This window comes from Acinetobacter sp. CIP 64.2 (assembly GCF_000369645.1).
Classification (GTDB): Bacteria; Pseudomonadota; Gammaproteobacteria; order Pseudomonadales; family Moraxellaceae; genus Acinetobacter.
The window spans coordinates 621,718-645,095 of sequence record NZ_KB850122.1 but is presented as its reverse complement, the minus strand read 5'-3'; the positions used below and the strand labels follow the sequence as shown (position 1 = coordinate 645,095).

The 23,378-nt window shown below is 40.1% G+C and carries 26 protein-coding genes; 21 read left to right on the top strand and 5 right to left on the bottom strand.

Going from position 1 to position 23,378, the window contains the following annotated elements; genetic code table 11:
* Nucleotides 1-6 precede the first annotated feature (6 nt).
* The 14 genes from F895_RS08060 (at nucleotide 7) to F895_RS08120 (ending at nucleotide 10,462) form a co-directional block, all read left to right on the top strand.
* Nucleotides 7-615, top strand: a complete 609-nt coding sequence (locus F895_RS08060; protein ID WP_004757931.1) for a TetR/AcrR family transcriptional regulator — start codon at nucleotides 7-9, stop codon at nucleotides 613-615.
* 11 nt (nucleotides 616-626) lie between these two features.
* Nucleotides 627-1,175 (top strand): type II secretion system protein, encoded by a 549-nt coding sequence (locus F895_RS08065; RefSeq protein WP_010589977.1) that lies wholly within the window; start codon nucleotides 627-629, stop codon nucleotides 1,173-1,175.
* Nucleotides 1,176-1,344: 169 nt separating this feature from the next.
* Nucleotides 1,345-1,749 (top strand): type II secretion system minor pseudopilin GspI, encoded by a 405-nt coding sequence (gene gspI / locus F895_RS0118965; RefSeq protein ID WP_032865349.1) that lies wholly within the window; start codon nucleotides 1,345-1,347, stop codon nucleotides 1,747-1,749.
* Nucleotides 1,746-2,537, top strand: a complete 792-nt coding sequence (gene gspJ / locus F895_RS08070; protein ID WP_005241879.1) for a type II secretion system minor pseudopilin GspJ — start codon at nucleotides 1,746-1,748, stop codon at nucleotides 2,535-2,537. The genes gspI and gspJ overlap by 4 nt, the downstream gene beginning before the upstream one ends.
* Complete coding sequence (gene gspK, locus F895_RS08075; RefSeq protein WP_005241878.1) at nucleotides 2,534-3,529, top strand: type II secretion system minor pseudopilin GspK; 996 nt, start codon at nucleotides 2,534-2,536, stop codon at nucleotides 3,527-3,529. Before gspJ ends, gspK begins: the two co-directional genes overlap by 4 nt.
* 107 nt (nucleotides 3,530-3,636) lie before the next feature.
* Nucleotides 3,637-4,233: a 6-pyruvoyl trahydropterin synthase family protein gene (locus F895_RS08080; RefSeq protein ID WP_005241876.1), complete on the top strand. Its 597-nt coding sequence runs from the start codon at nucleotides 3,637-3,639 to the stop codon at nucleotides 4,231-4,233.
* Nucleotides 4,234-4,278: 45 nt separating this feature from the next.
* Nucleotides 4,279-4,992: a uracil-DNA glycosylase gene (gene ung / locus F895_RS08085; RefSeq protein WP_005241875.1), complete on the top strand. Its 714-nt coding sequence runs from the start codon at nucleotides 4,279-4,281 to the stop codon at nucleotides 4,990-4,992.
* The gene (locus F895_RS08090; protein ID WP_171057861.1) at nucleotides 4,989-6,113 is read left to right on the top strand and encodes an enoyl-CoA hydratase/isomerase family protein; all 1,125 of its coding nucleotides are present in this window, start codon (nucleotides 4,989-4,991) and stop codon (nucleotides 6,111-6,113) included. The genes ung and F895_RS08090 overlap by 4 nt, the downstream gene beginning before the upstream one ends.
* 5 nt (nucleotides 6,114-6,118) lie before the next feature.
* Entirely contained in the window at nucleotides 6,119-6,628 is a 510-nt protein-coding gene (gene tadA, locus F895_RS08095; protein WP_005241873.1) for a tRNA adenosine(34) deaminase TadA, read from the top strand.
* Between the two features lie 66 nt (nucleotides 6,629-6,694).
* Entirely contained in the window at nucleotides 6,695-7,135 is a 441-nt protein-coding gene (locus tag F895_RS08100; RefSeq protein WP_005241872.1) for an SRPBCC family protein, read from the top strand.
* Nucleotides 7,136-7,144: 9 nt separating this feature from the next.
* Nucleotides 7,145-7,825, top strand: coding sequence for a (d)CMP kinase (gene cmk, locus F895_RS08105; RefSeq protein WP_005241871.1), 681 nt, complete (start codon nucleotides 7,145-7,147; stop codon nucleotides 7,823-7,825).
* 114 nt (nucleotides 7,826-7,939) lie between these two features.
* Nucleotides 7,940-9,622: a 30S ribosomal protein S1 gene (gene rpsA, locus F895_RS08110; RefSeq protein ID WP_005241870.1), complete on the top strand. Its 1,683-nt coding sequence runs from the start codon at nucleotides 7,940-7,942 to the stop codon at nucleotides 9,620-9,622.
* 157 nt (nucleotides 9,623-9,779) lie between these two features.
* Nucleotides 9,780-10,082, top strand: coding sequence for an integration host factor subunit beta (locus F895_RS08115; RefSeq protein WP_004653854.1), 303 nt, complete (start codon nucleotides 9,780-9,782; stop codon nucleotides 10,080-10,082).
* Nucleotides 10,083-10,096: 14 nt separating this feature from the next.
* Nucleotides 10,097-10,462, top strand: coding sequence for a lipopolysaccharide assembly protein LapA domain-containing protein (locus tag F895_RS08120; RefSeq protein ID WP_004653853.1), 366 nt, complete (start codon nucleotides 10,097-10,099; stop codon nucleotides 10,460-10,462).
* Nucleotides 10,463-10,552: 90 nt separating this feature from the next.
* Here the strand turns inward: F895_RS08120 and F895_RS08125 are convergent, their stop codons facing one another.
* Together F895_RS08125 and F895_RS08130 are read right to left on the bottom strand one after the other, a co-directional pair.
* Nucleotides 10,553-10,879, bottom strand: coding sequence for an AzlD domain-containing protein (locus tag F895_RS08125; protein ID WP_005241869.1), 327 nt, complete (start codon nucleotides 10,877-10,879; stop codon nucleotides 10,553-10,555).
* On the bottom strand, nucleotides 10,876-11,532 hold the full coding sequence (locus F895_RS08130; RefSeq protein ID WP_005241868.1) for an AzlC family ABC transporter permease: 657 nt from the start codon (nucleotides 11,530-11,532) through the stop codon (nucleotides 10,876-10,878). Before F895_RS08130 ends, F895_RS08125 begins: the two co-directional genes overlap by 4 nt.
* A gap of 89 nt (nucleotides 11,533-11,621) precedes the next feature.
* Between F895_RS08130 and F895_RS08135 the strand changes: the two genes are divergently transcribed.
* Together F895_RS08135 and pyrF are read left to right on the top strand one after the other, a co-directional pair.
* Nucleotides 11,622-12,170 carry a helix-turn-helix domain-containing protein gene (locus F895_RS08135; RefSeq protein ID WP_005241867.1) on the top strand — a complete coding sequence of 183 codons (549 nt, stop codon included), beginning with the start codon at nucleotides 11,622-11,624 and terminating at the stop codon, nucleotides 12,168-12,170.
* A gap of 112 nt (nucleotides 12,171-12,282) precedes the next feature.
* On the top strand, nucleotides 12,283-12,963 hold the full coding sequence (gene pyrF, locus F895_RS08140) for an orotidine-5'-phosphate decarboxylase (RefSeq protein WP_005241860.1): 681 nt from the start codon (nucleotides 12,283-12,285) through the stop codon (nucleotides 12,961-12,963).
* Nucleotides 12,964-12,979: 16 nt separating this feature from the next.
* Here pyrF and F895_RS08145 read toward each other — a convergent pair whose 3' ends face one another.
* Nucleotides 12,980-13,897: a LysO family transporter gene (locus F895_RS08145; protein WP_005241859.1), complete on the bottom strand. Its 918-nt coding sequence runs from the start codon at nucleotides 13,895-13,897 to the stop codon at nucleotides 12,980-12,982.
* A gap of 216 nt (nucleotides 13,898-14,113) precedes the next feature.
* Between F895_RS08145 and F895_RS08150 the strand changes: the two genes are divergently transcribed.
* Nucleotides 14,114-14,683, top strand: a complete 570-nt coding sequence (locus F895_RS08150; RefSeq protein ID WP_005241858.1) for a TetR/AcrR family transcriptional regulator — start codon at nucleotides 14,114-14,116, stop codon at nucleotides 14,681-14,683.
* 34 nt (nucleotides 14,684-14,717) lie between these two features.
* On the opposite strand, the gene F895_RS08155 is transcribed toward F895_RS08150, so the two are convergent.
* Nucleotides 14,718-15,944, bottom strand: coding sequence for a multidrug effflux MFS transporter (locus F895_RS08155; RefSeq protein ID WP_005241857.1), 1,227 nt, complete (start codon nucleotides 15,942-15,944; stop codon nucleotides 14,718-14,720).
* A 231-nt stretch (nucleotides 15,945-16,175) separates the two neighbouring features.
* A complete protein-coding gene (locus tag F895_RS08160) occupies nucleotides 16,176-17,690 on the bottom strand; it encodes a flavin-containing monooxygenase (RefSeq protein ID WP_005241856.1) in 1,515 nt (504 codons plus the stop codon).
* 155 nt (nucleotides 17,691-17,845) lie between these two features.
* On the opposite strand from F895_RS08160, the gene F895_RS08165 reads away from it, so the two are divergent.
* The 4 genes from F895_RS08165 to F895_RS08180 all read left to right on the top strand — a co-directional run bounded on the left by F895_RS08165 (nucleotide 17,846) and on the right by F895_RS08180 (nucleotide 23,363).
* Nucleotides 17,846-18,865: an AraC family transcriptional regulator gene (locus F895_RS08165; protein ID WP_005241855.1), complete on the top strand. Its 1,020-nt coding sequence runs from the start codon at nucleotides 17,846-17,848 to the stop codon at nucleotides 18,863-18,865.
* Nucleotides 18,866-18,983: 118 nt separating this feature from the next.
* Nucleotides 18,984-20,129 (top strand): cell division protein ZapE, encoded by a 1,146-nt coding sequence (zapE, locus tag F895_RS08170; RefSeq protein ID WP_005241854.1) that lies wholly within the window; start codon nucleotides 18,984-18,986, stop codon nucleotides 20,127-20,129.
* Nucleotides 20,130-20,418: 289 nt separating this feature from the next.
* Nucleotides 20,419-22,581 (top strand): malate synthase G, encoded by a 2,163-nt coding sequence (locus F895_RS08175; protein ID WP_005241853.1) that lies wholly within the window; start codon nucleotides 20,419-20,421, stop codon nucleotides 22,579-22,581.
* A 161-nt stretch (nucleotides 22,582-22,742) separates the two neighbouring features.
* Nucleotides 22,743-23,363 (top strand): 2OG-Fe(II) oxygenase, encoded by a 621-nt coding sequence (locus F895_RS08180; RefSeq protein WP_005241851.1) that lies wholly within the window; start codon nucleotides 22,743-22,745, stop codon nucleotides 23,361-23,363.
* Nucleotides 23,364-23,378 lie beyond the last annotated feature (15 nt).

The window sequence follows — 23,378 nt, the reverse complement described above, 5'->3', positions numbered from 1 at the left end:
GTGAAAATGGATCGGCAAGCTCAGTTCAGAGCACGAGAAGTATTAATTTTTCAAATCGCGGAGCAACTCCTATTAGAAAATGGTGAAGCGGGCATGACACTAGATGCCTTAGCAGCGGAACTAGATCTTGCAAAAGGGACCTTATACAAACATTTTCAAAGTAAAGACGAATTATATATGCTGCTTATTATTCGCAATGAGCGCATGTTACTTGAAATGATTCAAGATACTGAAAAAGCTTTTCCAGAACATTTGGCTTTTTTTATGCTGCATCATTTGCATCATCCTGAGCGTACCGCTTTATTTCACCAAATCGAAGAACGTCTTTCAACAACGGGTCAGGGCATTCAGTTGCTGTTTAGTGAATTATATAAAGTGCGTCGGCAACGTTTACGTATCATCATTCGAATGACTGAGAGTTACTTGTTGGACATCAATAGCACCATGACCACACGTGATTATCTCGCCTCCATTTGGTCGTTGACCTATGGCGCGGCTGTAATTTTGAATTCGAGTTTTTATCAACGTTACATTGGATCGCGAGACACATTGCGTGTTGCTTATATTGAACAGGCACTCGCATTACCCAAGTTACTTGAATCTGCTTTACCTTAGTTGAAAAGACGATGAGATCATCACTGCGATTACAAAAAGCCTTTACTCTGATTGAGGTCATGGTGGTGATTGTCATTATGACGATTATGGCATCTTTGGTGGTGTTAAATATCGGTGGAGTGGATCAACGTCGAGCAATGCAAGCTAGGGAAATGTTTATTCTTGATCTCAAAAAAATTAATAAAGAAGCGACAGATCAGGCCAAAGTTTTTGCCTTAAACACTCAAAATGCTACAGATGTTGCCCCATTTAATTATAACCTGTTTGAATATCACGATCAGAGTCGGGAGCAGATTCAACAGGCAGATCGTACTTGGCGGCTCTATAAAGAATTTAAAACCCGACAGTTACCAGATCGTGTTTCTTTCAGTATTCAAAGCTTAGACACGGCAAACTATAGCAAAGCGAAAAATGAAGATTTATTGGGTGGTAAAACACCACAACTAATTTGGTTCGGCAATGGTGAAGTGAAGCCAGTTCGGATTCAGTTCTATTATGAGCAACAACCAATTGGCCATGAGTTAGAGCTAGATCATTTGGGTAAAATAGATGAAAATTAAAGATTCAGATGATAGCTCTCCGTCTTCTTGCGAAGCTGCGCTTCTCGGGGTGAAACGTTGTTTCACCAACCTCTATACTCGAAGCATAGCTTCTCGCCTTGCAGCAGGGTCGAGCGGTGCTCGATTTAATCGTGCTCACTTCGAGCATAGCTCTTCGTCTTGCGCTCGGGTGAAACGTTGTTTCACTAACCCTCGTTCAGGATTTACCTTACTCGAAGTAATGGTGGCTTTGGCGATTTTTGCCGTGGCTGCCATCGCATTAACGAAAGTCGCGATGCAATATACGCAATCGACATCAAATGCAATCTTAAGGACAAAGGCACAATTTGTCGCAATGAATGAAGTGGCAAGGATGGAAATCAATCAGGAATGGCTGGACGGGACACAATCCAAGCAAGTGACTTCGCAAGGCGAAACGTGGCAAATTGACAAAAAAGCACAATCTACCATTAGCCCGAAGATACAACGCATCGAGTTACAAGTCAGTTTATTTAATAATGAACAAGGGAAGGTTGAAGCGGGTGTTACTAATCTTGTGTTCTTTAACTATCCAGCAAAGGCTAGAACACAATGACATATAATTTCGAGCATCGCTTTTCAACTTGGATTCGGGCTAAGCGTGGCTTTCTTGCAAAGCGATCTAGGCCTGCTTTCAATCGTTCTTCACCTCAGTCAGGATTTACCTTAGTGGAATTGCTGGTTGCAATCGCAATCTTTGCTGTACTTTCCATGTTGGGGTGGAAGGTATTTGATTATCTATTAAAAGTAAAAGATAGAAATGCAGAGCATGAAATGCATTTATTTGCCTTGCAAGATGCTTATCAGCAGGTTTTAAGAGACAGCTTGCAGATTATTCCATTGACTGCAAATGATGGTCGACAGTTACAGGCTGCTATTGTGTTGAATAATCAATATTTTGCTTTTAGCAAAGCAGGTGTTTCTGACCCATTGAAACAAGGACTATCACCTTATGAACGTATTGAATATCGATATGACTCTACACAAAAGAAAGTATATCGACTGAAATATTCAAATCTTAATATTCCAAATCGCGTACAGCCAGTCTCAAGTACCTTATTGGAGAATGTTGATCAATTTAAAGTGATGGTTCTGAATCCTCAAGAGCTAACTCAATGGCCAGAAAATAGCGATCCAAACAATATAGCCGAGCTCAAGAAATTACCCTTGGGTTTGAAAATACAGCTGACCGTTGCTGGTACTGATTATGAATGGATCTTTAGCCTGTTAAATACGCAAGTCTATTCACAATATCTAGGGAACTCAAATACAAATGGGGGCGTAAACCCACCGAATAAAGATGGATCAAATTCATCTAATCATACCGAGCTTCCATCACAATGATTAAGATAAAAGAACGCGTCAGTAAAAAGTCTCATGGATTTGGGGCATCTCAGCATGGTGTCGCCTTATTGACCATTCTTGTGATGGTGGCTTTAGCAACAATTTTAGCAGCGACTATCGCGAAACGACAAACCAATACCTCGGAAAATACGGGGTATTTGATGCGTCAAAATCAATCTTTATTATATGCAAAAAGTGCAGAAGCTTTCTTCTCTGAGTTGCTCATTCAAGACAGTGATAGTGGTGGTGCGATTGATCATTTACAGGAAAATTGGGCTAAGCCCATGCCCCCATTTCCAGTAGAAGATGGCTTTGTGTCAGGACGTTTAACTGATGAGTCGGGGAAGTTTAATCTCAATAATTTGGTTAAAGCAGACGGAAATCAGGTGGATGACTCGGCTCGACGTTGGTTTGAAAAGTTGCTGCAACGAGTTGGTTTACCTGCGGAACTCAGTCAGGCTGTAATCGATTGGCAAGATACCAATGATGAGGTAGCAGGTGCAATGGGGGCTGAGAGTAGTTATTATCAGGGGTTAGATCCTGCTTATTTAGTACCAAATACAAAATTTCATAGTGTTGAAGAATTAAAGTTGGTGAGAGGCTTTGAAGGTAAAAATTATGATTTGATTAAGCCTTATGTGACTGCTTTGCCAGAGAGAACCAAGGTCAATATGAATACTGCTTCTGCGTTGTTGCTGGCCAGTATTGACTCAAAAGTAGATGTAAAAGCGGTGGAGCAAGAGTTGAAACGTAAGCAGGCTGACTTAAGCTACTTCAATAACGTCGATGATCTATGGAAGCTAAGTGCATTTTCTGGCATAGACGAACAAAGCAAAACAGATGCAGCTACGTTGCTAGATAGCAAGTCAAACTATTTTACCGCACAAATCGAAGTTGTTTTAAGCGAACGAAAACGCCAATTTACTAGTTCATTAATGAGAAAAGACAAACAAGTATTTGTTTACTCTAGAAGTTTGTCACCATTTGAGTAATTTAAAGATTGGTTTGTCAAATGGTGACAAGGTTTAAAATCAATCCCAATGCCGCTTTTTTTGTTTTATAATAAAATCCGTTTGCAGATAAAAGATTAGCTTGGTGCATGTTAATTCGTAAATTATTTAAGTTTGAAAATGCTCATATTGTACGGAACTGTACATCGGATCGTTGTAAGCGCTCGATTCATGGGCATAGCTATAAAGTTGAATTATTATTAAAAGCGTCAAAGTTGGATCATGGGCAAATGGTCTATGACTTCGGTTTGTTAAAAGGCGTGATCAAAGAGTTATTTGATAGTTTTGATCATGCGATCTGTTTTTGGCAGAAAGATGATCCTGCATATATTGATGCATGTAAAACATTCAGCGCACGTTGGATTGCGTTGCCTGTTTCACCCTCAGCCGAACAATTTTCCCGTATCTTCTTCTATCTTGCTCAGCAGGTCTTGAATTCAACCACAACTCAGAATGGTGAGGGTGATGTGCAGGTTTATTCTGTTATTGTGCATGAAACGGATACGGGTTATGCACAGAGCTTTCAGGAAGATATTGACAATGCGCAAATGGGTGCATTAAGTCTGGACCAAATTGTATTTTCAGAACAGGTACAAGCTGAGTGGAGTGACATTCAAATGTACGAAAATCTGAAAAATGGAATCAAATTCCAAAATCCAAACGTAGAATTACAAGTTAATATTTGAGTGCTTTCTTCACTTTATTGAGTGAATATTTTTCAAGGAATATGGATGGAAATTACTGAACAGCAGCAGGACAAATTAAGTAAAGTTCAGTTGGACGAGTCTTGGAAAATCTCATTATCAGAGTTTTTACTTAGCCAGAAGATGGATGACTTGCGTGAGTTTTTACAACAAGAAAAGCTTGCCCAAAAAACAATTTATCCACCAAGTAAACAGATTTTTAATGCACTGAATACAACGCCGCTTTGTGGAGTAAAGGTCGTGATTTTAGGGCAAGACCCGTATCACGGTCCAAATCAGGCCAATGGTTTAAGTTTCTCTGTACAAAGAGGGGTTGCATTACCGCCATCTTTGCGTAATATTTTTCACGAATTAAATACGGATTTGGCTGTACCGATTTCACGTCATGGTGACTTGAGTAAATGGGCGGCACAAGGTGTGTTATTACTTAATAGTGTACTCACGGTAGAAGCGGGTCAACCAACTTCTCATCAGAAACGCGGGTGGGAAGATTTCACCGATGCAGTCATTGATGTATTGAATGAACAGCGTGAACATGTGGTGTTTATTTTATGGGGTGCTTATGCGCAGCGTAAAGGCCAACGTATTGATCGTAATAAACATCTGGTTCTTAGCGCAGCACATCCATCACCCCTAGCTGCGAATCGTGGTGGTTTTTTTGGCTGTAAAGTGTTTTCTAAAACTAATCATTATTTGAAACAACATGGCATTGAGCCTATAGACTGGCAATTGGACGCATAATGACTTCTCCTGATTTAAATAGCTATCATCCAGATTTAGTTATTGAACACGCAAAAAATGGTTGGCGAATCATTCGTCTGAACCGCCCTAAATCTTTGCATGCACTGGATGAACCAATCGTCACTGCATTGCTTCAGGTTTTCCAAGATTTTCATGTCGATGAAACAGTTAAAGCCATTTGGTTTGATTCCACCACGCCTAAAGCATTTTGTGCTGGTGGAGATGTTCGTAAATTACGTCAATTAGTTATTAATCAGGAAGTTGACGCAGCCAATCAATTCTTCCAGCAAGAATATGCGCTTGATTTGCTGTTACATAATTATGCTAAACCGATCGTGGTTTGGGGTGAGGGTTATGTCATGGGTGGTGGGCTAGGTCTGTTTATGGCCGCACCCTTCCGCTTGGTCACGCCTTATTCACGTTTGGCTATGCCAGAAATTAATATTGGTTTATACCCGGATGTTGGTGCGAGTCGCTTCTTGGCGGATCGAGGACAAATTGGCTTGTTTACAGGATTGACGGGTTCAATCATGACGGCTGCGGGTGCATTTAGCATTGGTTGGGCAACGCATATTTGTGAAGCGCAACGTGATAATGTCTTGCAAAAGGTATTAAATGTGGACTGGAACCATTATCCAGCAGGCGCATTTAGAGCAATTGACGACACCTTAAATAGTTTGCATCGTCCTGTAGCATCGGGTCCATTACAAAATTCGATTGATGTGATTCATAGCGTATGTCGTGGACAAAGCTTTGAATATGACTACCAGTCGATTATTGGTTTGAGTGATGCAAGTAGTGACTGGTTACGTCAAGCCAGTGAAAACTTGCAGAAAGGCTCACCGAGTACAGCAGCGATTACTTGGTTGTTATGGCAGTGGGGCAAACAAGGTCATGCCTGGGATGAAGTTTTTGCACTGGAAGCGCAAATCTCTGATTGGAAAATCCGTCATCCTGACTTTGTTGAAGGGGTGCGTGCTCGTTTAGTGGATAAGGACTTATCTCCAGAGTGGCAAGCAACAGAGCAACTCAGCTTAAAAGGTATCTTGGGGGATTGTGCTCCTGTGACCAATATTGAAAGCTGGAATGCGCTATTAAAACAGTATGGTGTGATTGCCTGAGTCTTATGAGTTCTGAAAATTGTAATGATGAATACTGGATGCAGCTTGCCTATGAGCAGGCTGCATTGGCCGCAGCTCAAGGTGAAATTCCTGTGGGGGCCGTTTTAGTGAGCCATGAACGGATGATTGGAGCGGGATATAATGCTCCGATTACACTTTCTGATCCAACCGCACATGCTGAAATTCAAGCACTGCGTTCAGCCTGTCAGGCATTAAATAACTATCGTTTGCCAGACGATACTACGCTTTATGTCACCCTTGAACCTTGTACCATGTGTGTTGGGGCGTTAGTGCATGCACGTGTGCAGCGAGTGGTATTTGCTACAACAGAACCGAAAGCAGGTTCATTAGTCAGTGCAAGAGCATTACTCGATAGTGGCTATTACAATCACAAATTTGCCTTTGAGCAGGGTTGTCTACAAGCACAATGCTCGCAACAGTTGAGTGATTTTTTTAAGCAAAGGCGGGATGAAAAGAAGAGAATCCGGTTGTCAAAAACGTCCCTAAATGATTAAAAATGTCACTTATAGTATGGCAAACTAAGCCTCCCAAGATGTTGGGTCATATAAAAAGGCGATGTTATGCGTAATGCAATTACTGTAAAAAAAGAATTTAATGCACCGATCTCTGAAGTTTTCGACCTGCTGTCAAAACATGCCACGTATAACAAGGCATTTGCACCTTTGCAGGTTGTCCGTGTGAAGGACTCAGCTGACCCGAAACGTCCTGATGGTGTTGGCTCGATTCGCCGCATGGGATTTGGTCCAATCAAGCCATTACAGGAAGAAATTACCTTACTGGAAGAAAATAAACGGATTGAATATAAGCTAATTAACAACCCGTTGGTGAAGCATCATCTGGGTCAAATTGAGTTTAAAGAAATTACACCTTTTATCACTTTGGTCACATATAAGATTGAATTTACGGCAAAAGCACCGTTGGTGAGTAAATTAGTTCTTGCACAACTGAAAGCAGCCATTACACTAGGCTTTTCAAAATTAGCCAAATCAGTTGCTTTATAAGAGATGGGAATGACAGTTCATATTATTACGATTGATGGTCCAAGCGGTTCAGGTAAAGGTACGCTGGCCGCTAAAATTGCAGCACATTACCAATTTAATTTATTGGATTCAGGTGCGTTATATCGTTTACTTGGGCTGTCATTGTTTCAACGTGGTTTGCTTGACCAAATTGACGTGAATTTAGACCAATGTGTCGAATATGCAACAAATTTGGATATTGAATTTAAAACGACCGAGGCGGGGACACAGGTCTTGCTTGATGGTTTGGATGTGAGCAATACCATTCGTACTGAACAGGTTGGAGAGTATGCCTCTAAAGTTGCAACTGTCCCTGCTTTAAGAAAAGCATTATTCGCACGTCAACGTGCATTTATTCAAGCACCAGGGTTGGTTGCTGATGGCAGAGACATGGCTACATCGATCTTTCCAGAGGCTCAAGCGAAAATTTACTTAACAGCATCGGCTGAGTCTCGTGCAGAGAGGCGCGTAAAACAGTTGCAGGGTATGGGGCTTGATGCTAAAATAAGCGACATTTTATCTAACATACAGGCTAGAGATAAAAGAGATATGGAGCGTACAGTTGCTCCGCTCAAGCCCGCTGAGGATGCGTATATCATTGATAGTTCTACAATAGGCATCAATGAAGTGTTTCAGCTGATGGTTGACTATATCAATAGCCGTATAAAATAGATACACAATTTTTTATCAGTTGAAGCATTGCTTGATCAGATTTTTTGGACAATGTAACAACTTAACTAAACCGGCCTTGTCTGATCCAAGACCGCGGACTTTATCAGGTATATCATGACCGAATCTTTTGCAGCCCTCTTTGAAGAAAGTGAATTAAACCTCAACGTTGAAAAGGGTGCAGTCATCCAAGGTACTGTTGTCAGTATCGATTCTGACTGGGTTACTGTTGACACTGGCCTTAAATCTGAAGGCGTTGTTGACCGTGCTGAATTTTTAAATGAACAACGTGAACTTGAAGTTCAAGTTGGCGATACTGTTGACGTAGTTGTTGAAGCGCTTGACAACGGTATGGGTCAAACAGTTTTATCACGTGAAAAAGCGAAGCGTGCTGAAACTTGGACTAAACTTGAGAAAATCTTTGAAGACGGCGAAATCGTTACTGGTGTTATCTCTGGTAAGGTTAAAGGTGGTTTCACTGTTGACATCGGTCCTGTACGTGCATTCTTACCAGGTTCTTTAGTTGACACTCGTCCTATTCGTGACACAACTCACCTTGAAGGTAAAGAGTTAGAGTTCAAAGTAATCAAACTTGATGCTAAACGTAACAACGTTGTTGTATCTCGTCGTGCAGTTATGGAAGCTGAATCTTCAGCTGACCGTGAAGCATTACTTGCTCAACTTGAAGAAGGTCAAACAGTTACTGGTACAATCAAGAACCTTACTGATTACGGCGCGTTCGTTGATCTTGGCGGTATTGATGGTCTTCTACATATCACAGATATGGCTTGGAAGCGTATCAAGCACCCTTCAGAAGTTGTTGAAGTTGGTCAAGAAGTTACAGTTAAAGTACTTAAATTTGACCGCGAGCGTAACCGTGTATCTTTAGGTCTTAAGCAATTAGGCGAAGATCCATGGTTAGCGATCATGAGCCGTTACCCTAAAGGTTCTATCGTTAAAGCACGTGTAACTAACTTAACTGACTACGGTTGCTTCGCTGAAATCGCTGAAGGCGTTGAAGGTTTAGTACACGTTTCAGAAATGGACCACACTAACAAAAACATCCACCCATCTAAAGTTGTTCAGATCGGTGATGAAGTTGATGTTATGGTTCTTGAAGTTGACGAAGAACGTCGTCGTATTTCATTGGGTATCAAACAAACTCGTGCTAACCCATGGGAAGAGTTTGCTAAAGCAAATGAAAAAGGCGAAAAAGTTTCTGGTACGATCAAGTCAATCACTGATTTCGGTATCTTCATCGGTTTATCTGGTGGTATCGACGGTTTAGTACATTTGTCTGATATTTCTTGGAACGAACAAGGCGAAGAAGCGATTCGTCGTTACAAGAAAGGCGACACAGTTGAAGCAGTTATCTTATCTGTTGACGCTGAAGGCAACCGTATCAGTCTTGGTATCAAGCAATTAAACAGCGACCCATTCAATGACTTCTTGGCTGCGAATGAACGCGGTGCTATGGTTAAAGGTACTGTAACTGCTGTTGACGCTAAAGGTGCTACAGTTAAATTAGCTGATGACATCGAAGCAACACTTAAAGCTTCTGAAATCAACCGTGACCGCGTTGAAGATGCGACTAAATTCTTAGAAGTTGGTCAAGAAGTTGAAGCGAAGATCATCAACGTTGATCGCAAATCTCGCTCTATCAACTTGTCTATCAAAGCGAAAGACGAAGCTGAAGAGAAAGAAGCTGTGAACAATGCTCGCCAAGCTGCTGCGACTCAAGCTGCAGAAAGCAATGGTCCTAAGACTATTGGTGACTTAATTAAAGCTCAAATGAAGTAATTTGTTAAAAAGTACGTTTCTTGTAACTGAGACGTAGTTTTTTATACAAAAATACTGTAAACGGTAGCGTAGTAATCATGTACTGCGCTACCGTTTTGTATTTAAACAGGTTATTATTAAAAACATTGGAAAGTAGCAATAATTAAAGAGGTCATCAATGACTACTGAAGCACTTAATAAATCTGATTTAATTGAACGGATTGCACTAAAAAACCCACACTTGGCTGAGCCTTTGGTTGAAGACGCAGTTAAGATCATGATCGATCAGATGATTGAAGCACTTTCGAGTGGCGATCGTATTGAAATTCGTGGTTTTGGTAGTTTTGCATTACATCACCGTGAGCCACGTTTAGGTCGTAACCCTAAAACAGGTAAATCAGTTGATGTTGCCGCAAAAGCAGTTCCACATTTTAAACCTGGTAAGGCACTTCGTGATGCAGTAAACGAATCTGCTGAATAAGTATTGAGGTATTTATGCGTTATGTTTTAATTGCATTACTCGTTGCCATTTTTGGTTATTCACTTGCTTTGGTACTTCAAAACCCGGCTGAGCTACAAGTAGACTTGTTATTTACTCAAGTTCCAGCGATGCGTTTGGGGTTATTACTTTTATTGACGTTAGTCTTAGGTGTTGTTGTTGGTTTGCTTCTAGGCGTACAGGTTTTCCGCGTTTTCCAAACCAGTTGGGAAATTAAGAGATTGCGCAAAGATATTGATCATCTTCGTAAAGAGCAAATTCAACTTGCACAGCAAGCTGCCGCAGAAGCTGCTGCAAGTGTACGACATGAAAAAACAGTGTTGGATATCAATCCTGAGAGTCAAACACGTACTCCACTGTAATTGAGAATATTTTTAGTAATCAATCCTTGAAGATTTGATTACTGGATAGGAAATAGCCCTTTATTTTGATTAAAGGGCTATTTTTTTGCTTTATGGAAGACCGAGATATCTCAAGACTGCGGTAATTAGCATCGCGACAAGGATGACCACGATCAGTGAGTATTTCTTCCAGGCAAAAATAACGGCAACAGCAACCCCGATGATTTTACTGATACCACTAAAATGCGTTTCAGTAAAAATAGTGTTGAAAACAGCTAAGGTAAATAGGAGTACACAAGCAGAATCAGCAAGAAGTTGCTTATGCTGCTCTTTAAACGACATTCGATTGGCTAAATAAACGCCTGAATAGCGAATGAAATAGGTACCCAATGCAAGTATGACAATACCAGCAAAGATATAAGTTTCACTATATTTCATTTGGATTTACCCTTTAGTAATAAACCGAACATGGAAACTAAAACAGGTAAACCTGTAGGGAGCAAAGGAATAGAAGCTAAAGACAATGTCGTACCGAGAAACACGCGATTCCGTGTAGTTCTGTTCCTTAGCATAGGCAAAATCAAGGCAAAAAGAATGGCAGGAAAAGCAGCGTCAATGCCAAATATATAAATATCTGGAATACTTTTACTCAAGATGTAACCAATAAACACACCGATTGGCCAAAGAATACAAATACCCAATCCACACATCCAATACGCTTTTTTCTTGTTCTCATCTTCTTGCTGGCTTAATCCAAACATTACACTTTCATCATTCATGATATGGCAAGCAATAAAGCGAGATGCATTTTTTTCAATAAAGGTAGCAACAGATAAGCCAAATGGAAGATGGCGTAAATTGATGAATATTCCAGTCAATGCTGCGAAAAGAGGGTTCGCACCAGTCGCAATCATACCTACAAAAGTAAATTCAGCAGCACCTGCCAATACAGTTAAAGAGAGCATCATTGGAATCCAAATCGGTATATTGAAGCTCGCAGCAACGGAACCGAGTGAAATACCGACAATACCTGTGGCGATTGAAATGAGACTGATAGCTTTGACGAGATTATAGCGCTCTTTATTTTGCATCTTTATTTTCTATATCAAACGAACGTACGATATAATAGATTAAATTCATATCGTTCGTCAAAGCGAACAATCGTTTTTTATGGTGGTTTATGGCATTGCCAATTGAAATTGTTGCAAAGGGTTTGCAGAGAGAGAGACAGAAAGCAGGGCTGTCATTGGCAGAAGTCGCGCGTCGGGCGGGCATAGCCAAATCAACCTTGTCGCAACTGGAAGCTGCGCAAGGAAATCCAAGCCTGGAAACATTGTGGGCTTTGTGTGTGGCTTTGGATATTCCATTTGCAAAGTTAATGGAAAGCCATATTGTACAAACTCAGGTCATTCGTTTTGGTGAAGGGCCATCGGTTTCCTCTGAAATTGCTCATTATCAAGCTATTCTATTGGCCAATTGCCCAACAGGTGCGAGACGTGATGTGTATATGTTAACAACCCAACCGGGTGAGCCGCGTTGTAGTCAGCCACATCCGATTGGTAGTATTGAGCATATTATTATTATGAAGGGGCAAGCAAAGGTTGGATTAATTTCAGAGCCTGTATTGCTGAGTGAAGGGGATTATATTTGTTACCCTGCGGATCAGCCACATATCTTTGAGGCACTGCAAGCAGATACGCGAGCAATTTTAATTTCAGAACAAAGATAGGTATATTTCAGCTTAGTGGAAAAGCTTTTTTTCAATATGAGAACTTTCTTGCTTTGTTCATGCTCTGAATCAATTTATAATTAGCCGATTTTTATGTGATGGAACTAGATTCGTGAGTATTATTGTTGCGCTAGACGCAAAAAGCCAATATGACGCCTTAACAATCGTAGATCAGCTTGATCCGTCACTTTGTCGTGTCAAAGTAGGCAAAGAGCTCTTTACTCATGTAGGCCCATCGATTGTTAAAAGCTTACAAGACAAAGGCTTTGACGTTTTTCTTGATTTAAAATTTCATGATATTCCAAATACCACGGCTCAGGCCGTATGTGCTGCAGCAGATCTTGGAGTATGGATGGTGAACGTGCATGCATCTGGCGGCCGTAAAATGATGGAAACCTGTGTTGAGCGTCTTAAAGCGGGCAATTATCAAACACAGTTGATTGCAGTTACTGTTTTAACTTCTATGGGACGTGAAGATTTACGGGATATCGGATTAGATATCGAGCCTGTTGAACAGGTAAAGCGTTTGGCTAAACTTACTCAAGAGAGTGGTTTGGATGGTGTGGTATGTTCAGCACAAGAAGCTAAAATTTTACGTGATCTGTTAGGACAGGAGTTTGCCTTAGTTACTCCGGGGATTCGCCCTGAAGGCTCAAATGCAGATGATCAAAAACGCATTGTGACACCAAAACAAGCCATGCTGGATGGTTCAACTCATTTGGTGATTGGTCGTCCAATTACGAAAGCTGAAAACCCAACTGAGATGTTAAAGTCAATTCTAACTTCAATCTAATTGAGTTTGGCTTGATTTAGAATTTTAGATTCAAAAACAAACTGATTAAGAGTGGTGCGAGGAGAGATAGAATCAATCCACTCATCATTGCATGTGGTACGTAATGCGTGCCACATGATTGTTTGACCATGGCAAGAGTGACATCCATCGAGGTTGCACCAGCACTTGAAATTGCAGAGCGTGGAAAGCGCCAACCCAGACAATACATCAATAAAATTGCAAAAATTTCTCTAAATAAATCCGTTAATAAAGCGATCCCACCCAGTTTAGCTGAGTGTAGCTCAGTGAATAAAATCCCTGACATTGAATACCAACCATAGCCTTGAGCTAAGGCCATGACTTCATTAAAGTTATAATTATTAGATAAAAGAATATAGTTCAGAATTGAGGCTAAACCAGAGCCGATGAATGCAGCTACGGGAACCATTAGGATTTTCCAGCTTAACCAGCTACGATCAAATTGAGTAAAGGCCAGTTCGATCCCGATCAAGAAAATAAAGATCAGCAATAAGTACCAGCTGTTAAATGCTATTTGAATGCCCGAAATCTTGATCAATACGCCCAGTAAAATACCGACTCCTAAAGCTAAAAAGGCTTTGGCAATATTTTTGAGTGCATTTAGAAAAAGATGTGATGAAATTTTGCCTTGAATGCTTTGCCGATCTATTAGTTTGTAGGTGAGAAGACAAATGAAAAAAGAACCAATTGAAGTGGTAAATGCAATCAAAAGCGCTGGCGGTAAAATGGTTGCAGGGTTTTGGATATGATTTAAGGCCTGAGTCAGTTCGAATGCGACACTAACCAATAAAATATAAGAAAAATAAGGCAGGATTTTGAATACAAATTGTTTAAGTGTCTGAGATAGGTGCGGTGCAACAAAATAGCCTAAGCTAAGGCAGATAAAAATTTGGAAGATTAAAACAAGAGAGGTCATACAATCAGCGTGTTTAGAGTGCTGATTTATTATGCAGGGAAATCTGATACTTGGGTAGATTTATATATCACTTGATATAGAATGTTTTGCAATAAAGGTGCATTTATATCCGTCAGAAGTCCCTAACACAGTTGATCAACTTCAGGATGCTCATTGTCGCTATGAATATTATATGGAGTGAAATATACTTTTTTAAGAAATAGAGGTAAATGATTTGTGACAGCAGCGAAGATTCAAAAATTTGCCTTTGAGCGTTTTGCAAAACAAGGCTTTGCAGCAACATCCTTAAATGAAATTGCGACTGATGTTGGAATTAAAAAGCCTTCAATTTATGCACATTTTAAAAATAAAGATGAACTGTATCTAAGCTTGATTCCGATCATGATTGATGAAGAACTGGGACATGCCAAAACAGTTTTGCAAGGTGGTATGGGAATTCAGCAGCAATTACACGCTTACTTCATGAGTATTGAACAACGCTTTGATCTCTCTTATGGAGTTCAGTTCTGGATGAATGCTTTAATTAGTCCACCTGTACACTTATATGATCAGGTGATTGAGCCAATGCATGTTTTCATGGCTGAATTGGAACAGGTGTTTTTACAGGCACTACAACAGTCGGTGTTGAAAGAAAATAAGTATCAATTAGACAGTACAATCTTGGCTCGGGTCTGTATGAGTTTTGTGGATGCACTACAAAGTGAATTGATCTACGGAGGACGAGATAAGTTCAGACTTCGACTAGATGCCATTCTAAAAACATTAGATGTTTTGATCAGCCCTTGATTGCAGTCAATTGCTGATCTGAGTACGATACTTATTATTCTGCTTTCGTCGTCGAAAAAGTGTCACTTTGTCTAAGTGCAGCATAAATACATAAGCTGAGTGCAATCATTCCGCAAACGAATAGACTGGCTGGGAGCAGGCTAATATTAATTTCAAACAAGCTCACGATCAAGCCAATCAACGAAGCCAAGGCATATTGCAATAAACCCATCAATGATGAAGCCGCACCTGTTAAATGTTGTGGGCTTTGTTGCATGGTCAATGCCGTTACATTGCCAAAAATAAAACCTGTAGACCAGATACTTAGTCCTAACAGTGCAACATACTGCCATAAGCTTAAGGTAGATAAAGAAACGCTGAGCAATAAGATCAAACTGGCACCGCTAAATATACACATGCCCAGTATCAGTAATTGTTGTGCAGACCAACGCTTTAATAATATGATCGAAACTTGCCCAAGAATAATTAATCCGATGGCATTGGCTGCAAATAAAGTACTAAAACCTTCATTATGAATATGATAATGCTGAATAAAAATAAATGGGGATTGGCTTAAATAAACAAAAAAGCCGCCCAAGATAGAACCGCCCGCCAGCGTGTAGGCCATAAATTTTTGATTGAGAGCGAGTGTTTGATAGCTTGTTTTAATTGCTGCGAATTGTAGTGACTGACGATATTGAGGTTTTAAGGTTTCTGGAATGGCTTGAGTACCCCATAACAAAAGCAGAGCTCCAAGTGCAGCCAAGGTGTAGAAAATCAAATGCCAAGAACCGATACGCAGGATCAGGCTGCCGAACAATGGTGCAATGATAGGAATGATCATCATCACCTGCATCAGAATAGAAAAATTTTTGGCGCTGGTTTTGGCATCACAGACATCAGAAATAATTGCTCTTGGAACAACTAAACCAGCAGAGGCACCGATTGCTTGTAAAAACCGGGCTGCCAGCAACCATTCAATGTTGGGTGCAATGGCAGCCAATAATGAGCCCAAGATAAATATTGCGATTCCAATCAATAAGGGATTGCGTCGGCCAAAGCGATCTAATAAAGGACCATAAATACCTTGACCAATTGCAAGGCCAATCAAAAATACCGAGAGTGTCAACTGAATCTGTCCAGCTGTGGTTGCAAAGCTTTCGGCAAGCAGTGGAAACGCAGGCAAATAAATATCAATCGCCAACGCATCTAAGACTGTGAATAAGGAGAGTAGTAGTAACAAAGACCAACTGATTTTAGAAATTGGAGCAGCAGATTGCATATGGTTTTAGACTCCAGTGCAGAAAGCAAACAGATATAGTTTTACTACCTAACGGTAGGTAGTTAAAATCATAGCATGGTTTTTTCCGTATTTGCTTATTAACAATACTGTTTTTAGTTGGAAAAGATAAAAGAATGAAAAGATGATAAGTGCAAGAGATAAGTTATTGTATCGCTTGGAAATAAAAAAGCCCCCATAGAATCGAGGGCTTTTTTAAATAGGCTTTACTCTTTATGCAGCATTAGATTTGGCAGCAGTTGAAGTACTCATAAAATTATAATCAGCGACATTGACTTTACGAGTTTCTAACCAATATCGCCATGTGTAGGTTGGCCATAACGAAAAGTTTTTACCGTCAGCAGCTTGATACCAACTGCTACAGCCACCCGCTTGCCATACCGTTCCTTTAAGCTGATCTTGTACACGCTGATTGAACTGATCTTGGACGTCATGCTTAATTTCAACTGCTTGAGTCCCTGTTTTATCTACCGTTTGAATTAACTGGAGAATATAGTTGACCTGAGATTCAATCATGAAAATCACTGAGTTATTCCCAAGAATGGTATTTGGCCCCAGTAACTGGAATAGATTCGGAAAGTTTTTGGTACTGATCCCATAGTAACTTTCAGCGCCATCTTTCCATGCTTGTTTGAGTTCAATGCCGTTACGGCCAACACAATCGAAATGTTTTAGATATATACGAGGGTCGGTAATAAAACCTGTACCATAAATCAGACAGTCAATTTGACGTTCTTTGCCATCTTTGGTGATGATACTATTTGCGGTGATTTCTTGAATAGCATCTGTCACTAATTCAACGTTTTTACGGTTGAAGGTTGGGAAATATTTATTTGAAATTAAAATACGCTTACAGCCCATGACAAAATCAGGTGTTAGTTTTTTCGCCAGTTCTTTGTCTTTAACTTGGAAGCGGATAAAGGCTTCAGCCAGTTTCTGGCCATACTTCATGATCTGTGGTTGTACAATTGGCACAACACGAGATTCATTGGTCCAATACAGGCGGGTACGGTGAATCTGACGGTAGATATTTGATGCTTTAAATAAAGATTTGCTCAGTTGGGAGTATTTACGTTCATCACGAGGAATCACCCATGCTGCGGTACGTTGCAATACATAGAGTTGTTTGACCTCTGGCGCAATTTCAGGAATATATTGAATCGCACTGCCGCCAGTTCCAATTGATGCAACAGATTTGTCAGTTAGGTCATAATGATGATCCCACTGTGATGAATGGAAAACTTTACCTTTAAAGTTTTCAATGCCTTTCACATGAGGAATTTGTGGCACGTGCAGTGGACCTGAGGCAAAAATAACAAATTGTGCTTCAACTGTCGGTCGATCTTTCAGGGCTAAGGTCCAGATATTTCGGCTTTCATCAAACTCAGCACGAGTGACTTCATGTTCAAATTTGCAATAGTCCTTTAATTTGTGTTGTTCCGTGATGTCTTGGATATAGGTAAAGATTTCATCTGCTTCAGCATAACGCTTAGACCAGTCTGTTTTGGGAGCAAATGAAAGTGAGTACATATGCGATTGAACATCACAGGCTGCGCCAGGATATTGGTTCTCTCGCCATGTACCCCCCACATCATTGGTTTTTTCTAAGATCACAAAATCATTAATTTGACTTTGTAACAGGCGAATAGCCATTGCCAAGCCACCAAAACCTGCACCAATAATGGCAACTTTTGTTTTTTGAATCGCATTTTGGTTTACATCACGCATAGTTTGTGTCCTACACCGCTAAGTTTTGAGCAAGTTTAACGGTTTTCGTGAGATTAAATATGATTGTATCGACGTAAAACTTGATCATTTCGGCAATTCATTTGCTGAGGCTTTTATAGTAAAACATTAAAGTTTTGAGAATTGCATTCGAACTTATGAAGAGATCTATCCTCGGGTTGATGTATTTGATTCAAGGCATGCGTCATGTCGGTATTGATGTGGATGCACGTTTAGCAAATATGGGGATACACGCCGATGCCTTAGATCCAAGTTCAATTATTCCAGATGAAATCGAGTGGGATATTTTGCAGCATATTAGTCAGGACATTTCACCAGAACAAGGTCTATTCATTGGGCAGCATTATGCATTGGCTGGCTATGGACCGTTCCTGATGCTACTGGTGACCAGTGATACCCTACATCGTGCCTTACTCAATGGTGTTCAATATCAGCAGTTAACCCATCTATTTGGGAGCTTGCAGTTAAAGATTGAAAATGAGTTGATCTATTTGTTTTATCAACCTATTGATCTCAGTATGCATTTAGGCCAATTAAGGGCACAGTGTGAAATTTCAGGTACCTATAAGTTTTTACAAGACATCTTTAAAATGATGGGGTTGGATATACCCAAAATTCAGATTGAACTGCCATTTCAGCGCCCTAAAGATCTAGGGTTGCTTGCTGCTTATCAAGATTATTATGGTCAAGATGTCAAATTTGGATGTGCACAGGCCGCTTTTATTTTGGAAAATACACAAATTCTAAATACAAAAATTCCATCTGCTGATATTTTGACGTATCGCATTTATGAAGAAAAATGCCTACAGGATATTCAACATTTAGAGAAAAGTGCGGCGCTCAAATTAACGATTGTTGAATATGTGCAGGATTATCTGGAAATGCAAAATGGGGTCATACCCACGATGGCAGAAACCGCTTGTGCCCTGAGTATTCCAGAACGTACCTTAAGACATCAATTGCAGCAAATGCAGACCAGCTATAAGGAAATTCGTGAACAGCTGATTAAACAGAAGGCGATTAAGTTCATTGAAAATAGTTCCTATTCAATTGAACAAGTCGCCGAAATGTTGGGTTATTCTGAGCCAGCGGCCTTCAATCATGCTTTTAAAAGATGGTTTGGATTGAGTCCGAGACAATATAGTCGAAATCATTAAATGATTAAAAATGGTACATTTTGATGTTTAAACTCTATGATAATTAAGCCTAAAATCTAATGCCATTGAACAGAATGTTCGATATAATTTTCATCAATTAAAATTGCAATAACACCTTATGTCAAATTCTAAACCAGACTCACATAGCACTGCATATATCCCAACGTCACCTGCTGAGCGCTATGCTCAAGCACTTGACTCAGGACAATTCATGCCAGATGAGGCTCAAGCGCAAGCCGTGCAAGAGTTGGATCGAGTATGGAAAGAGTTACTCACTCGCTATAAAGCATCGAAGAAAGCGTTTCGACGTTTCCGCCGTCAAACCTATCCAAAAGGCGTATATATGTGGGGTGGTGTAGGTCGAGGCAAAACATGGTTGATGGATCAGTTTTATGAATCTGTGCCATTCCGCCGTAAGATGCGGATGCACTTCCATCACTTTATGCAACATGTTCATAAAGAGTTGAATAAACTTTCGGGTCAACGTAATCCACTAGATTTGGTTGCAGATCAGATTTATAAAGACGCTGTTGTAATTTGCTTTGACGAATTTTTCGTATCAAATGTAACTGATGCCATGATTTTGAGTGATCTGTTCCAAAAGCTCTTTGAGCGTGGCATCACTTTGATTGCAACATCAAATATTGCACCAGATGGTTTATATAAAAACGGAATTCATCGTGATCGTTTCCTGCCGACGATTGAGTTGGTCAAGAAGAACTGTACGGTTTTAAATGTTGATGCAGGTGTAGATTATCGTTTACGGGTATTGAAACAGGCGCAATTATTTAAATATCCATTAACGGATGATGCGCAAGTGTGGTTATCTGGTCGTTTTAAAGCACTGACCCAAACCCAAGCACAATCTAGCTCACCGATTATGATCAATAATCGCGTGGTAGAAACCTTAGGTCACACTGAAGATGTATTGTGGTGTGAGTTTTCAGAGCTATGCTTTAAGCCACGTAGTCCCGCAGACTTTATTGAAATCGCCAACATCTATAATACCGTTTTGGTGAGCAATGTTCCGCATTTGACCGATTTCCTGTCCGAAGGAACTCGCCGCTTTATTTATTTGGTCGATGAATTCTATGACCGTGGTGTAAAACTGATTCTTACTTCAGAAGACTCTATTATTGATCTTTATGAAGGTGAGAAATTGGCATTTGAAATTGAACGTACGCGTTCACGTTTATTGGAAATGCAGTCTGATGATTATTTGCATTCGGAGCACCGACAAATTCAGATCGCACAAACTTCATAAATGAAAAGGCACTCTTCGGAGTGCTTTTTTTATAAACTTATAGGGATAAGGCTTTATTCTTGGTCGAATTTTGTTATAACTAGATGAGTTTGAAAAAGGGAGTATATTGCATAACTAGAAAACAAGCACACATCATTTGATGTTTTGGTAAGTATAAAAAAATATGTTTGTCAATACTTCTAATGGGGAAAATGCTTACTATTTAGGAATGTGATATTACTATTCAGGCTAGTATAAATCAGTATACTAGAATTCTTGTTATAAAAAGTTAGCACCATCAGGAAAGACAATGACTGTACGTATTCAAAAAGGCAAGCTAGCGATTGCTAAAGAACTTTACGATTTCATCGAAAATGAAGCTTTACCAGGTACTGGTTTAGAGAGTGAAACTTACTGGAAAAACTTCGAGCAAGTCGTTGTCGACCTTAGCCCAAAAAACAAAGCATTATTGGCTAAGCGTGATGAACTTCAAGCAAAGATTGACGAATGGCATCGCAACAATAAATTTGAATTAAATGCTTACAAGGCATTCTTAACTGAAATTGGTTACTTAGAGCCAGAAGTTGCTGACTTTCAGGTAACGACTGAAAACGTTGACGAAGAAATTGCATTATTGGCTGGCCCACAACTGGTTGTACCTGTGCGTAATGCACGTTACAGCTTGAACGCTGCAAATGCACGTTGGGGTTCTTTATATGATGCACTGTATGGTACAGATGTTATTTCTGAAGAGGGCGGCGCAGAGAAAGGCAAAGGCTATAACCCAGTTCGTGGTGATAAAGTCATTGCTTTTGCAAAGGACTTCTTAAACCAAACTTTCCCATTGGCACAAGGTTCGCATGCAGATGCAACTCAATATGCAGTGGTGAATAATGGTTTAGCTGTGACACTCAAAGATGGTTCAACCACGACTTTAGCACACGAATCACAGTTTGTCGGTTTCAATGGTGAAGCTGCTAACCCTACTGAAATCGTTTTATTAAATAACGGCTTGCATGTGATTATCGAAATTGATGCAAATAGCCCAATTGGTAAAACAGATGCTGCTGGCGTTAAAGATTTAACTCTTGAAGCTGCGGTAACTACGATCCAAGATTTGGAAGATTCGGTTGCAGCGGTTGATGCTGAAGAAAAAGTGGAAGGCTACCGTAACTGGTTAGGTCTCATGAAAGGTGACTTACAAGAGTCAATCGAGAAAAATGGTAAAACCATTACGCGTACCTTAAACAAAGACCGTACTGTACAGAATCTGATTGGTGGTACAACAACATTGCATGGCCGTTCATTAATGTTGCTTCGTAACGTAGGCCACTTAATGACAAACCCTGCGATCTTGGTTGAGGGCGAAGAAGTGTTCGAAGGCATCATGGATGCTTTAGTTACACCTTTGCTTACAGTTGCTGATATTCGCGGTCAAAACGAGAACAAAAACTCGCGTAAAGGTTCAATGTATATCGTTAAGCCAAAAATGCATGGTCCAGAGGAAGTTGCATTTGCGGTTGAATTGTTTGAGCGTGCTGAACAAGCCATCGGTTTGCCTGCTAAATCACTCAAAATCGGGATTATGGATGAAGAACGTCGTACGTCTGTGAACTTGAAAAACTGTATCTTTGCTGCAAAAGACCGTACCATTTTCATTAATACGGGCTTTATGGATCGTACAGGCGATGAAATCCATACGTCTATGGAAGCTGCGCCAGTTGTGCGTAAAGAAGCTGTTAAAACCCAAAAATGGATTGCTGCTTACGAAAACCGTAACGTTGCAATCGGTTTAGCATGTGGTTTACAAGGTAAAGCGCAAATTGGTAAAGGCATGTGGCCAAAACCAGATAGCATGAAAGATATGTTGGCGACCAAGACCGCACATCCAAATGCAGGTGCAACTTGTGCATGGGTTCCATCACCAACAGGTGCAGTACTGCATGCATTGCACTACCATCAAATCAATGTAAAAGCACGTCAAGATGTATTGGCTGCTGAAGACATGTTGACTTTAGATGACTTGTTAACGCCGCCATTTGCACCAGAAACCAACTGGACAGCAGAAGAGTTAAACAATGAACTTGAAAATAACTGTCAAGGAATCTTGGGTTATGTCGTTCGTTGGGTTGACTTGGGTGTTGGTTGTTCTAAAGTGCCAGACATTAATAACGTTGGCTTAATGGAAGACCGTGCAACTTTACGTATTTCTTCGCAACACGTTGCAAACTGGTTACGTCACGGTATCGTAACACGTGCGCAAGTTGAAGAAGTACTTAAGCGTATGGCGGTGATCGTTGATCAACAAAATGCCAATGATCCGCTGTATACACCAATGGCACCAAACTTTGATGGTATTGCATTCCAAGCAGCATCTGACTTGATCTTCAAGGGTGCAGAACAACCATCTGGTTATACTGAGCCATTGTTACATGCTGCACGTTTAAAGTTAAAAGGTTATACAGGTGATTAAGCTCATCTAATATAAAAAAAGCCTCTTCGGAGGCTTTTTTTTATTTCCGTGGTTTAAAGGAAGCTTTGATTGATAAATAGATCTAAAACAGGATTAAGCATTATCTTGATCAAATTTTTGCTATAATTGCTACAGTTTGATCATTTAGTCGAATCATAGCGATGTCACAAATTTTAAAATTAGATGCTTTAAAACAAGCGCAAGTTTCTACCTCACCATATCCTTACTTTGTTGTAGAAAACTCAATTGTGGACAGTGAAGTAAAAGCTGTTATTCAGGATTTTCCAAAAATCCAGCAAGGTGGTAGCTATAATATCGAAGATGTTGAGATTAAACCTAATTTTGATCGCTTCTTAAAATCGTTAGATACTAAAGAATTTCGTCAAATCTTGACTGAAAAATTTGATGTTGATGTGATGGAACATCCGATGATGATCACTTTACGTGGTTATTCACGTCAAAAGGATGGTCGTATCCATTCCGACTCGAAAACCAAGTTGTTGACCATTTTGATTTATTTAAATGAATCTTGGGATGCACCGACAGGTCGTTTACGTATCTTGAATGATGAAAAGAATATGGATGACTATGTTGCAGAGATTGATGCTGGACCAGGAACTCTTGTTGCATTTAAGGTGACAGATAATGGTTGGCATGGATATGTACCTTTTGAAGGGCAACGTCAATCGATCCAGATTAACTTCTTAACCAGTGATAAAGCCAATGCAAAACATCGTTTTATCCACGGCTTAAGTGCGAAGATGAAAAAACTATTTGGTTAATTTGATCTAAGAATA